Annotated in this window: 13 protein-coding genes and 1 tRNA gene; 10 read left to right on the forward strand and 4 right to left on the reverse strand. The window is 75.5% G+C overall.

The features are described from left to right. The first annotated feature begins 158 nt into the window (after positions 1–158). The 5 genes from IEX99_RS12080 (at position 159) to IEX99_RS12100 (ending at position 5,473) form a co-directional block, all read left to right on the forward strand. Positions 159–1,208: an NAD-dependent epimerase/dehydratase family protein gene (locus IEX99_RS12080; protein ID WP_188900543.1), complete on the forward strand. Its 1,050-nt coding sequence runs from the start codon at positions 159–161 to the stop codon at positions 1,206–1,208. 63 nt (positions 1,209–1,271) lie between these two features. Next, positions 1,272–2,327 (forward strand): dihydrodipicolinate synthase family protein, encoded by a 1,056-nt coding sequence (locus IEX99_RS12085; RefSeq protein WP_229677976.1) that lies wholly within the window; start codon positions 1,272–1,274, stop codon positions 2,325–2,327. A 14-nt stretch (positions 2,328–2,341) separates the two neighbouring features. Next, positions 2,342–3,496 (forward strand): Gfo/Idh/MocA family protein, encoded by a 1,155-nt coding sequence (locus IEX99_RS12090; protein WP_188900545.1) that lies wholly within the window; start codon positions 2,342–2,344, stop codon positions 3,494–3,496. Positions 3,497–3,498: 2 nt separating this feature from the next. Beyond that, positions 3,499–4,659, forward strand: coding sequence for a dihydrodipicolinate synthase family protein (locus IEX99_RS12095; protein WP_188900547.1), 1,161 nt, complete (start codon positions 3,499–3,501; stop codon positions 4,657–4,659). A gap of 4 nt (positions 4,660–4,663) precedes the next feature. Beyond that, a complete protein-coding gene (locus tag IEX99_RS12100) occupies positions 4,664–5,473 on the forward strand; it encodes a sugar phosphate isomerase/epimerase family protein (protein ID WP_188900549.1) in 810 nt (269 codons plus the stop codon). Between the two features lie 15 nt (positions 5,474–5,488). Here the strand turns inward: IEX99_RS12100 and IEX99_RS12105 are convergent, their stop codons facing one another. The 3 genes from IEX99_RS12105 to IEX99_RS12115 are packed head-to-tail and all read right to left on the reverse strand — an operon-like array spanning position 5,489 to position 8,795. Beyond that, complete coding sequence (locus IEX99_RS12105; protein WP_188900551.1) at positions 5,489–6,940, reverse strand: enolase C-terminal domain-like protein; 1,452 nt, start codon at positions 6,938–6,940, stop codon at positions 5,489–5,491. Next, complete coding sequence (locus tag IEX99_RS12110) at positions 6,937–7,761, reverse strand: sugar phosphate isomerase/epimerase family protein (protein ID WP_188900553.1); 825 nt, start codon at positions 7,759–7,761, stop codon at positions 6,937–6,939. The genes IEX99_RS12105 and IEX99_RS12110 overlap by 4 nt, the downstream gene beginning before the upstream one ends. Continuing rightward, complete coding sequence (locus IEX99_RS12115) at positions 7,761–8,795, reverse strand: Gfo/Idh/MocA family protein (RefSeq protein ID WP_188900555.1); 1,035 nt, start codon at positions 8,793–8,795, stop codon at positions 7,761–7,763. The genes IEX99_RS12110 and IEX99_RS12115 overlap by 1 nt, the downstream gene beginning before the upstream one ends. Positions 8,796–8,890: 95 nt before the next feature. Between IEX99_RS12115 and IEX99_RS12120 the strand changes: the two genes are divergently transcribed. The 4 genes from IEX99_RS12120 (at position 8,891) to IEX99_RS12135 (ending at position 12,972) form a co-directional block, all read left to right on the forward strand. Continuing rightward, positions 8,891–9,754 carry a GNAT family N-acetyltransferase gene (locus tag IEX99_RS12120; protein WP_188900557.1) on the forward strand — a complete coding sequence of 288 codons (864 nt, stop codon included), beginning with the start codon at positions 8,891–8,893 and terminating at the stop codon, positions 9,752–9,754. Between the two features lie 102 nt (positions 9,755–9,856). Next, positions 9,857–10,882, forward strand: a complete 1,026-nt coding sequence (locus IEX99_RS12125; RefSeq protein WP_188900559.1) for a tripartite tricarboxylate transporter substrate binding protein — start codon at positions 9,857–9,859, stop codon at positions 10,880–10,882. Further along, positions 10,879–11,436 carry a tripartite tricarboxylate transporter TctB family protein gene (locus tag IEX99_RS12130; RefSeq protein ID WP_188900561.1) on the forward strand — a complete coding sequence of 186 codons (558 nt, stop codon included), beginning with the start codon at positions 10,879–10,881 and terminating at the stop codon, positions 11,434–11,436. The genes IEX99_RS12125 and IEX99_RS12130 overlap by 4 nt, the downstream gene beginning before the upstream one ends. Positions 11,437–11,445: 9 nt before the next feature. Then, positions 11,446–12,972 carry a tripartite tricarboxylate transporter permease gene (locus tag IEX99_RS12135; RefSeq protein WP_229677977.1) on the forward strand — a complete coding sequence of 509 codons (1,527 nt, stop codon included), beginning with the start codon at positions 11,446–11,448 and terminating at the stop codon, positions 12,970–12,972. A 288-nt stretch (positions 12,973–13,260) separates the two neighbouring features. On the opposite strand, the gene IEX99_RS12140 is transcribed toward IEX99_RS12135, so the two are convergent. Continuing rightward, positions 13,261–13,346: transfer RNA gene (locus tag IEX99_RS12140), tRNA-Leu, on the reverse strand. 26 nt (positions 13,347–13,372) lie between these two features. On the opposite strand from IEX99_RS12140, the gene lipB reads away from it, so the two are divergent. Continuing rightward, positions 13,373–14,062 carry a lipoyl(octanoyl) transferase LipB gene (gene lipB, locus IEX99_RS12145; RefSeq protein WP_188900563.1) on the forward strand — a complete coding sequence of 230 codons (690 nt, stop codon included), beginning with the start codon at positions 13,373–13,375 and terminating at the stop codon, positions 14,060–14,062. Positions 14,063–14,303 lie beyond the last annotated feature (241 nt).

A 14,303-nucleotide genomic window follows, 5' to 3' on the forward strand; every position in this document is an offset into this window, starting at 1 on the left:
TGCTGCCCCGGGGCGGGACCCTCCCTGGCGTTGACGCGGGCGCGCGTCCGGTCGTCCGTCGGGGATGGTCCGCGGCCCTGATCGCGGACCGGCGGCGGTTGCTCCCGGCGCGCGGCGCGGCAATCCTCCCGCTCCGTCCGCCGCCGAGGGAGGGAGCCATGGACGAGGACACCGCCGCCGCCACCCCCGCCTGGCCCGAGCGGATCGCCGACGAGGAGGCGCTCGAGGAGGTGCTGAGCCGCCCCGACGCGGCGCTGCGCGCCGACCTCGCCGCCGTGCCGGGCGACCTCCTGGTGCTCGGCGCCGCCGGCAAGATGGGGCCGACGCTCTGCCGCCTGGCGAAGCGCGCCGACCCGGCGCGGCGGGTGATCGCGGTGGCGCGCTTCTCCGAGCCCGGGCTGCGCGAGCGGATGGAGTCCTGGGGCGTGGAGTGCCGCGCCGCCGACCTCATGGACCGCGCCGCCCTCGCCGCGCTGCCGGAGGCGCCGAACGTGGTCTTCATGGCGGCGCGCAAGTTCGGCTCGACCGGCAACGAGCCGCTGACCTGGGCGATGAACGTGCTGCTGCCGGCGATGGTGGCGGAGCGCTTCGCCGCCGCGCGCATCGTCTTCTTCTCCACCGGCAACGTGCTGCCGCTGGTCCCCGTCGCCTCCGGCGGGGCGGACGAGGGGGTGGCGCCGGCGCCGGTCGGCGACTACGCCGCCTCCTGCCTCGGGCGCGAGCGGGTGTTCCAGCACGCGGCGGCGGCGCGCGGCACCGCCTGCGCCGGCATCCGCCTGAACTACGCGATAGACCTGCGCTACGGCGTGCTGCACGACGTGGCGGTGAAGGTGCGCGACGGCATCCCCGTGCCGCTCGCCATGGGCCACGCCAACGTGATCTGGCAGGGCGACGCCAACGCCTGGGCCCTGCGCGCGCTGCGCCATGCCTCGCCCGCCTGCCCGATCCTCAACGTCACCGGGCCGGAGACGGTCGCGATCCGCTGGCTGGCCGAGCGCCTCGGCGAGCGGCTCGGCCGCGCCCCGGCGTTCGAGGGGACGGAGGCGCCGGACGCGCTGCTCTCCAACGCCGCGCGGGCCTTCCGCTGCTTCGGCTATCCGCGGGTGCCGCTGCTCCGCATGGTGGACTGGGTGGCGGACTGGGTGGCGCGCGGCGGGCGGACGCTCGGCAAGCCGACCAGGTTCGAGGTGCGGGACGGGCGGTTCTGAGACGGCGTTGACAGGGGGCGGCGGCGGCGGGACGAAACGCGCGGTTCGGCCGGGGAGGGAGAGGTGCTGCGCTGGAGCGACTGGCCCGCGGGGATGCTGGAGCGGCTGCGCGGGGGCTGCGTGATCCCGGCGCATCCGCTGGCGCTGACCGCGGAGCGGAAGCTGGACGCGCGGCGGCAGCGGGCGCTGTCGCGCTACTACCTGGACGCCGGCGCGGGCGGGCTCGCCGTCGGCGTGCACACCACGCAGTTCGCCATCCGCGAGGCCGGGCTCCACGAGCCGGTGCTGCGCATCGCCGCCGAGGCCGCGGCCGAGCGCGGCGGCACCGCGATCCTGGTCGCCGGCGCGATCGGCCGCACCGCGCAGGCGGTGCGCGAGGCGCGGATCGCGCGCGGCCTCGGCTACCACGCGGTGCTGCTCTCGCTCGCCGCCTTCCGCGGCGCCTCCGAGGACGAGATGATCGCCCACTGCCAGGCGGTGGCGCGCGAGATGCCGCTGTTCGGCTTCTACCTCCAGCCCGCGGTCGGCGGGGTGCCGCTGCCGGCGGGCTTCTGGCGGCGCTTCGCCGCGATCGAGAACGTCGTCGCGATCAAGATCGCCCCCTTCAACCGCTACGCCACGCTCGACGTGCTGCGCGGCGTGCTGGAGGCGGGGGCGGAGGAGCGCATCGCCCTCTACACCGGCAACGACGACCACATCGTCGCCGACCTCCTCACCCCCTTCGCGCTGCGCCACGACGGGCGCGAGGCGGTGCTCAGGATCGTCGGCGGCCTGCTCGGCCACTGGTCGGTCTGGACCAGGGCCGCGGTGGAGCTGCACGCGCGCTGCCGCGCCGAGGGGCGGGGGCCGACGCTGCCCGCCGGCCTGCTCGCGCTCGATGCGCAGGTGACGGAGATGAACGCCGCCGTGTTCGACGTCGCCAACGGCTTCCGCGGCGTGATCGCCGGCTGCCACGAGGTGCTGCGCCGCCAGGGGCTGCTCGAGGGCACCTGGTGCCTCGACCCGGAGGAGGGCCTCTCGCCCGGCCAGGCGGCGCTGATCGAGGCGGTGGCGCGCCGCTACCCGCAGCTCACCGACGACGCCTTCGTCCGCGACAACCTGCACCGCTGGCTTTCCTGAGGAGAACCCGACGCATGGCGGAGCGCCGCATCGGCATCATCATGCATGGCGTGACCGGGCGGATGGGGACGAACCAGCACCTCGTCCGCTCCATCGCCGCGATCCGCGCCGAGGGCGGCGTGCCGCTCGCCGACGGCGACCGGCTGATGCCCGACCCGATCCTGGTCGGGCGCAACCGCGAGAGGCTGGAGGCGCTGGCCAGGGCGCACGGCATCGCGCGCGTCTCGACCGACCTCGACGCCGCGCTCGCCGACCCGCGCGACGCGGTGTTCTTCGACGCGGCGACGACGCAGATGCGCGCCGGCCTGCTGCGCAAGGCGATCGCCGCCGGCAAGCACGTCTATTGCGAGAAGCCGAGCGCCGACAACCTGGCGGACGCGCTCGACGTCGCGCGGCGCGCGCGCGAGGCGGGGGTGAGGAACGGCGTGGTGCAGGACAAGCTGTTCCTGCCCGGCCTGCGCAAGCTGAAGCTGGTGATCGACTCCGGCTTCCTCGGCCGCATCTGCGCGGTGAAGGGCGAGTTCGGCTACTGGGTGTTCGAGGGCGACCTGCAGCCGGCGCAGCGGCCCTCCTGGAACTACAGGAAGGCCGAGGGCGGCGGCATCATCCTCGACATGCTCTGCCACTGGCGCTACGTGCTCGACAACCTGTTCGGCGAGGTGCGCGCCGTCTCCTGCCTCGGCGCGACGCACATCCCGGAGCGGGTGGACGAACAGGGGCGGCGCTACAGGGCCGACGCCGACGACGCCGCCTACGCCACCTTCGAGCTCGCGGGCGGCATCGTCGCGCAGATCAACTCCTCCTGGGTGACGCGGGTGCGGCGCGACGACCTCGCCGTGTTCCAGGTGGACGGCACGCACGGCAGCGCGGTGGCCGGCCTGCAGAAGTGCTGGACGCAGAGCCGGGTGAACACGCCGAAGCCGGTCTGGAACCCGGACGTGCCGCAGACCATCGACTTCTTCGCCGGCTGGCAGGAGGTGCCGGACACCCAGCCCTACCCCAACGGCTTCCGCGCCCAGTGGGAGCTGTTCCTGCGCCATGTCGCGGGCGAGGTGGCGGAGTTCCCGTGGGACCTGATGGCCGGCGCCAGGGGCGTGCAGCTCGCCGAGGCCGGGCTGCAGAGCTGGCGCGAGCGGCGCTGGATCGACCTGCCGAAGCTGGAGGCCTGACGATGCCGACGATCGGGCTGCCGACCGCCTCCGGCCGCATCGAGCCCTTCGCCACGAGCGCGCCGCGCGCGTTCCCGCGGGCGACGCCGCCCTTCCCCCGCGTGGCGCTCGCCGCCGCGCATGTGGTGGCCGATCCGCTGGCCGAGCAGGACCCGTGGCTCGACGCGCGCATTGATTGGGACCGCACGGTCGCCTACCGGCGCCACCTCTGGTCGCTCGGCCTCGGCGTCGCCGAGGCGATGGACACGGCGCAGCGCGGCATGGGCCTCGACTGGGAGGGCGCGAAGGAGCTGATCCGCCGCTCGCTCGACGCCGCGAAGGACGTGCCCGGCGCGGTGATCGCGAGCGGCGCCGGCACCGACCACCTCGCTCCCGGCCCGGACGTGACCGTGGACGACGTGATCCGCGCCTACGAGGAGCAGTGCGGGGCGGTCGAGGCGATGGGCGGGCGGATCATCCTGATGGCCTCCCGCGCCCTGGCGAAGGCCGCGCGCGGCCCCGCCGACTACGAGCGCGTCTACGGCCGCATCCTCTCGCAGCTTCGCGAGCCGGCGATCATCCACTGGCTCGGCGAGATGTTCGACCCGGCGCTCGAGGGCTACTGGGGCAGCCGCGACCACTGGCAGGCGATGGAGACGGCGCTCGCCGTCATCCACGCCAACGCGGCCAAGGTGGACGGGGTGAAGATCTCCCTCCTCGACAAGGACAAGGAGATCGCCATGCGCCGCCGCCTGCCCAGGGGCGTGCGCATGTACACCGGCGACGACTTCCACTACGCCGAGCTGATCGCCGGCGACGAGCACGGCCATTCCGACGCGCTGCTCGGCATCTTCGACCCGATCGCGCCGGCGGTGGGCGGGGCGCTGGCGGCGCTGTCGCGCAACGACCTCGCGGCCTTCCACGCGATCCTGGCGCCGACCGTGCCGCTCTCGCGCCACATCTTCCGCGCGCCGACCCGGTTCTACAAGACCGGCGTGGTGTTCCTCGCCTGGCTGAACGGGCACCAGGACCACTTCGTGATGGTCGGCGGGCAGCAGTCGGCGCGCTCGATCCTGCATTTCGCCGAGCTGTTCCGCCTCGCCGACGCCGCCGGCCTGCTGCGCGACCCGGAGATGGCGGTGGCGCGCATGCGCCATCTCCTCGCGCTGCACGGGATCGCCTGAGCGCATGCTGCCGCTCGCGCTCAACACCGTGACGGTGCGCGAGCGCTGGTCGCTCGCCGAGTGCATCGAGGGCTGCGCGCGCCACGGCATCCCCGGCATCGCGCCCTGGCGCGACAAGCTCGCGGAGATGGGCGTGGCGCGGGCGGCGCGGCGGATCCGCGACGCGGGCCTGACGGTGACCGGCCTCTGCCGCGGCGGCATGTTCCCCGCCGCCGACGCCGCCGGCCGCGCCGCCGCGATCGAGGACAACCGCCGCGCCATCGCCGAGGCGCACGCGATCGGCGCGCGCTGCCTCGTCGTCCTCGGCGGCGGCCTGCCGCCCGGATCGAAGGACCTGCCCGGCGCGCGGGCGATGGTGCGCGAGGGGCTGCACGCCATCCTGCCCGAGGCGCGCGCGGCCGGCGTCGGCCTGGCGATCGAGCCGCTGCACCCGATGACCTGCGCCGACCGCTCCGTGGTCACCACCCTGGCCCAGGCGCTCGACCTCTGCGACGAGCTCGGCGAGGGCGCGGGCGTGGCGGTGGACTGCTACCACGTCTGGTGGGACCCCGAGGTGGCGCGCCAGATCGCCCGCGCCGGCCGGCGCGTCATGGGGTTCCACCTGTGCGACTGGCTGGTGCCGACGACCGACCTCGTCTTCGACCGCGGCATGCCGGGCGACGGCGTCATAGACATCCCGGCGCTGCGCCGGATGGTCGAGGCCGCCGGCTACGACGGGCCGGCGGAGGTCGAGCTGCTCTCCCGCCGCTGGTGGGCGGAGGACCCGGACGAGGTGCTCGCCATCATGAAGCGGCGGCACGCCACCGCCTGCTGAGTCGCGCGGCGCCGGTCAGACGCCGCCGGCAGGGGGCGGCCACTCGGCCTTCGGCATCTCCGCCATCGCGCCGAAATCCGGCTCGACGGTCGCCCCCAGCCCCGGCGTGTCGAGCGAATCGAGCGCCAGCATCCCCTCGCGGATGGCGAGCCGCGGCCCGCGCGGCGTGTCGGCGTAGAGGTCCGGGTGCGCTTCCAGGAACCGCACCGCCTCCGCCTTCGGCCGGCCGGCGAAGCCGTCCACGAAGTGGTGCCCGTTGCGCTCCACATGCGCCAGGCCGAGCAGCGCCACCAGCGCCAGGTCCTGCTGCACGCACACCCCGGCGAGCGTCGTCAGGTCCTCCGCCGACAGGAAGTAGCGGCCGCCGCCCTCGGCCGCGTTCCACGCCCGGCAGCGCGCGAGGTTGACCAGCGACCGCCACACCCCCTTGCACGCCTTGCTCGACACGCCGGCATAGCCCAGCGCCCTGGCGCGGACGAAGGCGTCCAGATCGCCGTCGCTCTCGTCGATGATCACCGGCCGCGCCGCGGCGAGCGCCGCCATGCTCCTCTCCAGCGCCTGTGCGCGCTTCACCGGCTGCTCGATGAACAGGATCGAATCGCGCAGCCGGTCGAGCCGCCGCTCCGCCTCCATGGCGCGCCACAGCGCGAGCGCGCCCTCCGCGTCGGCGTACTGCTCGTTGCCGTCGAGCGTCGCGTGGTAGCCGCCGGGCAGGCGGTCGAGCACCGCGGCGATGCGCGCAAGCCGCTCCACGTCGGCCGCCGCGTCGCCGCCGACCTTCAGCTTGAAGTAGCGGTGGCGGTAGGCGGCGACCACCTCCTCCAGCGTCTCCGGCAGGCCGTCGCCGACGCGCTCCGCCTGGTCGGCGGCGGTGATCGGGTCCACGAGGCCGACCGTGTGCCGCGCATGCACCCGCCGCAGCGGCGCGAGGCCCGCGAGCAGCGCGGCGAAGTCGAAGCCGGCGAGGTCGGGGATGACGGGGTGCGGCGCCATGCCGCCGAGGTTGGCGCGCATCCCGGCCCAGAAGCCCGCGCCGTGCAGCTTGAGCAGCGCATCGAGCGCGGCGCGGTCCACCAGCGCGCGGCCGTAGCTCGCCACCAGCGGGTTCAGCCCCTCGCGCGCGCAGGCGGCGACCTGGTCGGCGTAGGCGTCGGCGAAGTGCCCGAAGGCGGTGTTGGCGCCGGCGGCGAGCGAGGCCTCGCCCGCGATCTCCAGCGCGCGGCGGAGCTGGTGCTCGTTCTGCGCGTCGGTCCACCGCGGGTCCTTGTCGAACCACTTGGCGGCGAGCGTCTCCGCCGCCACGCCCCAGCCCTCGCGCCCGTCCTCGGTGCGGATGCGCGCGCGCACCACCGCCTGGCGGCCGTGCGTGACGGTGACGACGCCGAAGCGGAAGGGCAGGCGCAGGCGGAACGGCCATTCGCGCCGCTCGATCGCGAGGACGCGGAAGCGTGGCGCTGCGGCGGTCATGGGCGGCTCTCCTCCTGCAACCCGCGCAGGTAGCCGATGGCGCGCGCGGCGCAGGTCGGCCCGTCCGGCAGGTACTCGAACGGCTCCACCGCGCAGTCGCCGGCGTAGCCGGCGCGGCGCAGCGCGGCGAGGACCGGGCCGAAGCGGTCGGCGCCCTGGCCCGGGGCGCGGCGGTTGCGGTCGTTCAGGTGCACATGCGCGATCAGGCCGGTCGGCACCCAGCGTTCGAGCAGCGCGGCGGCCGGCTCCGCCTCGCCGTTGCCGGCGGCGCAGAGGTCGAGCATGGTGCGCAGGCCCGGCACGCCGAGGCGCCGCACCACCTCCGCCGCCTCGGCGACGGTCGTCACCCAGTTCGTCTCGCGCCGCGCCAGCGGTTCGAGGCAATAGGTCAGGCCCGCGCGCGCGGCCCACTCGCCGGCGCGGGCCATCGCCTCCTCGGCCCGCGCCGCATCGCCCGGCCCCTCCGCGCGCCGCTGCGCCGGCGAACCGTGCACCAGCAGCCGCGCGCCGAGGTCGGCGGCGAGCCCGATCAGCCGCTCGATCACCTCCAGCGTGCGCGCGCGCACCGCCGGATCGCCGCTGGTGATCGAGAGCCCCGCCGGCGCCACCAGCAGCCAGTGCAGCGAGGTGATCGGGATGCCTGCCTCCGCCGCCGCCCGCCGCACCTCGGCGCGCCGCCCGGCGGAGAGGCGGTGCGGCGCCTCGCGGTCGAGGGTGAAGGGCGCGATCTCGATGCCGTCGTAGCCGAGGGCGGCGGCGAGCGCGCATTGCCGCGCGAAGGGCAGATCCGCCACCACCTCGTTGCAGAGCGCGATGCGCATCACCCCGCCTCCTCCAGCGACACCATCCGGCCCTCTTGCGCGGAACGCCGCGCCGCGTCCAGCAGGCGCGCGGGCAGCACGGCGCCGGCGTGCAGGTCGGCCTCCGGCGTCCGGCGCAGCGCCACGCAGGCAAGGAAGCGCGACAATTCGGCCGCGACGACCCGCACCGGATCGGCCGCCGGGACGCCCACCGCCTCGCGCGGGCCGTGCTCCGGCAGCCAGGCGCCGTTCCCCGCGGGGCGGTGGCGACCGCGGCGGAGCACGAAGGTCTCCGCGGCGAAGTCGATCTCGGCGAGGGCGTCGCGGCCGGCCAGGATCACCTCCTTGCGCGTCTCGGCGCCGGGCACGACCGCGTCCGGCCAGCGCCCGGGCAGCACGCAGCCGGCCTCGATGAACCCGATCGCGCCGCCGGCGAAGCGGAGCTGGATCAGCGCCAGGTCCTCGCGCCCGCGCCCGAGCGGGTCGGCGAGCTGCGCGAACACCCCCGTCACCCGCAGGCCGGCGAGCCAGGGCAGCAGGTCGGCGAAATGCACCGCGTCGTTCAGCAGCGCCCCCGAATCGCCGCGCGCTCGCTTCAGCCCGGAGAACCGCGCCGCGAGGCAGTGCAGCGGGCCGAACAGGCCGCGCAGGACGAACCGGCGCAGCGCCCGCGCCTTCGGGTGGAAGCGGAAATACAGCCCGACCTGCGCCACGCGCCCGCGCTCGCGCGCCAGCGCCGCGAGGCGTTCCGCCTCGGCCGCGGTCTCCACCGCCGGCTTCTCCAGGAACAGGTCGCGGCCCGCGCGCAGCACCGCCTCGGCGAGCGCGGCGTGGGTCGGCACCGGCGTCGCGACGATCGCCGCGGCGCAGCGCGCCAGGCCCTCCTCGACGCTGGCGGCGAAGCGCAGGCCGGGGAACTCCGCCGCGGCGGCGGCGCGCATCGCCGGATCGGGATCGTGGACGACGACCTCCCCGCCGCGCCCGAGCGTCGCGAGCGCGCGCAGATGCACCCGCCCGAAGGCGCCGCAGCCGAGGAGGAGCAGACCGTCCGCCATCGCGGCGAGTGGAGGCGCCCTCGGCGGGCGCCGTCAAGGCGCGCCCCCCGCGGCCGCTTGACGCGCCGCCGCGCGCCGCCGAGCGTCGCGGCGCCATGCACGGATTCCGCCCGCTCGAGCGCGCCGACCTGCCCCGCGCCGCCGCGCTCTCCGCCCTGATCGGCTGGAACCAGACCGCCGCCGACTGGGCGCTGTTCCTGCGCCACGGCGCGGCGCGCGCGCTCGACGACGGCGATCCCGCGGCCCTCGCCGCCACCGCCGCGATCATCTCCTACGGCGCCGAGGTCGCCTGGATCGCGATGGTGCTGGTCCGCCCGGACCGGCGGCGCCAGGGGCTCGCCACCGCCCTGATGCGCTGGGCGGTGGAGTCGCTGCGCGGCGTGCCCTGCGTCGGGCTCGACGCCACCCCGGCGGGGCGCGAGGTCTATCGCCGCCTCGGCTTCCGCGACGCCTGGGGCTTCCGCCGCTGGGCCCTGCCGGAGGCGCTGCCCGCGGAACCCGGCGTCCCGCTCCGCCCGCTGCGGGAGGCCGACTGGCCGGCGCTCTGCGCCCTCGACGCCGCGGCCTTCGGCGCGCCGCGCGAGGCCCTGCTGCGCGATTTCGCGGCGCGGATGCCGCGTGCGGCGTGGGTCGCGGTGGACGCCGCCGACGCGCCGCGCGGCTTCGTCCTGGCGCGCGACGGGCTGCGTTCGCCGCAGCTCGGCCCGCTCATCGCGCCCGACGAGGCCACGGCGCGCGCGCTGATGGCCGCGGCGCTGGCGGCGCTGCCGCCCCCCGCGGCGCCCGGCGCGGCGCGCGCGGTGGCGGACCTGCGCGACGCCGCCGCCGGCGTCGCCGCCTGGTGCGCCGCGCACGGCGCGGTCGCGCAGCGGCCCTTCACCCGCATGGTGCTCGACGCGGCCGCGCCGCCCGGCGATCCCGCGCCGCTGGTCGCCGTCGCCGGGCCGGAATTCGGCTGACTCCTGCGCCTTGACGCCCGCGCGCGGGGCGCCGCACCATCCGCGCCGCCAGCGGGTCGCCCGCCCGCCGACCGCGACAACGGGCCTTCGAGGGAGGCGAAGATGCAACGCAGGGAATTCCTCGCGGCGACCGCCGCCGCCGCGCTCGCCGGCACGGCGCCGGTGCGCGCCGGCGCGCAGCCGCTGCCGAACCTCCCCTGGCGGCCGGAACGGCCGGTGACGATCATCGTCCCCTGGGCCGCCGGCGGCAGCACGGACCAGATGGCGCGCATCGTCGCCGCCGAGCTGGAGAACGCCATCGGCCAGCGCTTCGTGGTGGTGAACCAGCCCGGCGCCTCCGGCTCGATCGGCACCCGCAACGCGCTGGAGGCGCCGAGGGACGGCCTGACCTGGGCCGCCGGCGCGGCGGTGGACGTCGGCTGCTACAAGGTGCTCGGCCTGCTCGATACCGAGCTCAAGGACTGGCACCTGTTCCTCGCCGTCGCCAACGTCAACATCGTCGTCGCCAACCCGAACAGCGGCTTCCGCGACTTCGGCCAGCTGCTGGAGGCGCTGAAGGCGCGCGGCCAGTCCATCGGCGTCTCCACCGCCGGCGTCTCCTCGGCCGGGCACAACTTCATGGAGGCGATCCGCGCCGCGACCGGCATCCAGTACCGCCACGCCACCTACGACGGCGGCGCGCCGGCCACCGTCGCCGCCGTCTCCGGCGAGGTGCCGGTCGGCGCCGTGCTGCTGGTCGAGGCGGCGGAGATGATCAAGGCGCGGCGCCTGATCCCCCTCGCCGTGCAGGCCGAGCAGCCGGTGACGCTCGCGGGCTACGGCGAGATCCCCTCGATCCGCCGCTGGATCCCGGACATCCCGGCGCCGCTCAACTACTTCGGCATCTGGGTGCCGAAGGGGGTGCCGGAGCCGGTGGTGCAGACCATGAGCCGGGTCTGGGAGGAGCGCATCGCCAACAGCCAGCGCCTCAAGGACTACGCGGCGCAGCGCGCGGCGCTGTTCACGCCGCTGCACGGCCAGCAGGCCTACGACGAGGCGTGGAAGATGGTGCGCCAGACCGCCTGGCTCTACTACGACGGCGGCAAGGCGCGGATCTCGCCGGACACGGTCGGAATCCAGCGGCTTTGAGCGAGCGCGGCGCGGCACCGCCGGAGGTCCACTCCCCCCTCGCCGGCGAGCGGGCGCCGGTCTCCCCGCGCGCCGACCTGGTCGCGGCGGCGGTGCTGCTCGCCTTCGGGCTCTCCGTCGTCGCCCTGGCGCTGAGGATGCCGACCTTCGTGGAGCAGTCGGGCACCGGCCTGACGGCGCCGGGCATCGTGCCGGGGTTCCACGGCACGGTGATCGCGCTGCTCGCGCTCGTGCTCGGCCTGCGCGCGGTGCGGCGCGGCGCGCTGCGCGACGGGGGCGGGGCGGCGGGCGCCGGGGCGCCGCGGCGCGAGGACGCGCTGCGGCTGGGCTTCGCCGCCGCGCTCGGAACGCTCTACGCGGGGTTCCTGATCGGCCGGCTGCCCTTCTGGCTCGCCACGGCGCTGTTCGTCTTCGCCTTCACCGCGGGGTTCGAGTGGCGGCACGGCGCGGCCGGACGGCCACGCCGGCTGCTCGAGGCCGCCGCCATTGCGCTCGGCACCGGGTGGGTGGTGCAGTTCGTCTTCGAGGAGCTGTTCCTCGTGCGCCTGCCGTGATCGCCGACGATGCTTGACGCGCTCGGCATGCTCGGCGCGGGCTTCGCCCATGTGCTGCAGGGAGGCGCGGCCGTCCATGCGCTCTGGGCGACGCTGGTCGGCATCCTGGTCGGCGCTCTGCCCGGGCTGACCGCGACGATGGGCGTGGCGCTGCTCACCACGCTCACCTTCTCGATGGACTCCTCCGTCGCGCTGCTGGTCCTGGTCTGCGTCTATGTCGGCGCGATCTATGGCGGGTCGCGCAGCGCGATCCTGCTCAACATCCCCGGCACCCCGGCTTCGGCGGCCTCGACGCTCGACGGCTACCCGCTGGCGCGGCAAGGGCTCGCGGGGCGGGCGATGGGCATCTCCACCGCGGGATCCTGGCTCGGCACGCTATTCGGCGCGCTCTGCCTCGCGCTGTTCGCGCCGGTGATCGGCGAGTACGCGCTGGAGTTCCAGTCCTACGAGATGTTCTGGGTGGCGATGTTCGGCATCGTCATCGCCGGCTCGCTCTCCGGCGGCGACCCGCTGAAGGGCTACATCGCGGGCTTCCTCGGCCTGTTCGTCGCGACCATCGGGCAGGAGGCGAACCACGCCTATCCGCGCTTCGCCTTCGGCAGCACCGACCTCGCCGGCGGGCTCGGCCTGCTGCCGGTGCTGGTCGGCGTGTTCGGCGTGGCCGAGGTGCTCTCCGCCATGCGCGGACCGGCGGTGAGGGCGGTGTCCTCGAAGATCGACTCGGTCGTCCCGCGCATCCGCGACGTGCTGCGGTACTGGCGCACCATCCTGCGCTCCGGCGCGCTCGGCACCTTCGTCGGCGCGATGCCGGGCCTCGGCGAGGACATCGCCGCCTGGACCAGCTACGCCGCCGCCAGGCGCGCGAGCAGGGAGGCGGAGCAGTTCGGCAAGGGCAGCGTCGAGGGCCTGATGGCCGCCGAGACCGGCGAGAGCGCCTGCGTCCCCGGCGCGATCATCCCCGTCCTCACCCTCGCCGTGCCGGGCAGCGCGCCGGCGGCGGTGCTGATGGCGGCGATGATGATCCACGGGCTCAACCCGGGGCCGATGCTCGCGATCACCACGCCGGAGTTCATCTACCAGATCGTCGCGATGCTGATCCTCGCCGACATGGTGAAGCTGGTCTACGGCCTCGTGCTGGTGCGCCCGCTGCTCTGGGTGCTGCTGATCCCGCGCGAGCGGCTGATGCCGGTGGTGTTCGTGCTGTGCTGCGTCGGGGCCTTCGCCATCACCTCACGGCTGTTCGACGTCTGGGTGATGCTCGGCGCCGGCCTGGTCGGGTTCGTGCTGCGCGAGCTGCGCTTCCCGATGGCGCCGCTGGTGCTCGGCATCGTGCTCGGCGACCTGCTGGACAAGAACCTGCTGCGTGGCCTGGTGCTCTCGGGCGGCGACGTCACGCCGTTCTTCACGCGGCCGATCAGCGCGGCGCTGGCGGCGCTGGTCGCCCTGATGTTCCTGATGAGCGTCCCGCCCGTGAACGCCTGGGTGACGCGGCGGATGCGGGAGGCGCTCGGCGCGCTGCGGCGCCGTCCGGTCTGAACGCGGCGGCGCTCCGCCCGCCGCCTGCGCGCCCACCGTGCCGGCGGCGGGACGCGGGGCGAGGCCCCGCGCCGCGCGGTCGGGCGTGGCGATCCTGGCCTGACGAAGCCTTGGGCAGGAGGGGGCGACCCAGACCGCCGCACCCGGCGCGGAAGAGGCGGTCTCGGGGAAAGGGTCCGCCTCCCGCACGGCGGGGATTTGCGTCGCCACGGCCGGACGGGGAATCTGTCCCCCGGCAGGCGCCCGGCGCGGATGGGCGGACGGGGGTGCCCGGGAAGGAAGGAAGGTTGGTGCGGTCGAGAAGAGTCGAACTTCCACGGGGTTTCCCCCACCAGCACCTCAAGCTGGCGCGTCTACCATTCCGCCACGACCGCTCGCGACAGGCCGGGGCATATAGCGGATGACGCCGCGGGCATCAACGCGTCCGGTGCGGCCGGCTCCGCCGGGCCCGGAATGGGTCGTCGCCGCCGCCCCCGTGCCCTATCCGGAGGCCCTGGCGGCGATGGAGGCGCGGGTGGCCGCCATCCGCGCCGGAGAGGCGGGCGAGCGGATCTGGCTGCTCGAGCACCCGCCCACCTACACCGCCGGCACCTCCGCGCGGGCGGAGGACCTGCGGGACGCGACCCGGTTCCCGGTGTTCCGCGCCGGCCGCGGAGGCCAGTGGACCTACCACGGACCCGGGCAGCGCACCGCCTACGTCATGCTCGATCTCGCACGGCCGCATGGCGGCGTGCCGGCGCGCGACCTGCGGGCCTACGTCCACGCGCTGGAGGAATGGCTGATCCGTGCGCTCGACCGCTTCAACATCCGGGGCGAGCGGCGCGCGGGCCGGGTCGGCATCTGGGTTGCCGACCGCGCCTCCGCCGGCGGCGAGGCGAAGATCGCCGCGATCGGCGTGCGTATCACCCGCTGGGTCTCCTGGCACGGGGTGGCGTTGAACGTGGACCCGGACCTCTCCCATTTCGCCGGCATCGTGCCCTGCGGCATCGTCGGGCACGGCGTGACCAGCCTGTGGAAGCTGGGAGTCACGGCGACCATGGAGGAGGCCGACGCCGCGCTGATGGCGGCGTGGGGCGAGGTGTTCGGATAGCGCGCTGCGGCCCGGAGTGCCGGCCCCCTCGTGGCAAGGGCGACCCGAACCGCGCCGGGCTTGCCGGCGGCCGTTCGGGGTGGATTGCACCGCCAGGGCGGCGCCTCCCGGTCGTCAGGTCGCGCCTCGACAGCGGGCGGCATGCTGCGGATCGGCTCGGGCGGCGGCTGTTGCGCCGCTCCGCCCATTCCAGGGGTGACGCGCCCGGCCGGTGCGTCGCCGGCCCTGCCGACCGCTGGCC

Origin of the sequence: Caldovatus sediminis (assembly GCF_014644455.1) — a bacterium.
In the GTDB taxonomy this organism is placed as follows: Bacteria; Pseudomonadota; Alphaproteobacteria; order Acetobacterales; family Acetobacteraceae; genus Caldovatus; species Caldovatus sediminis.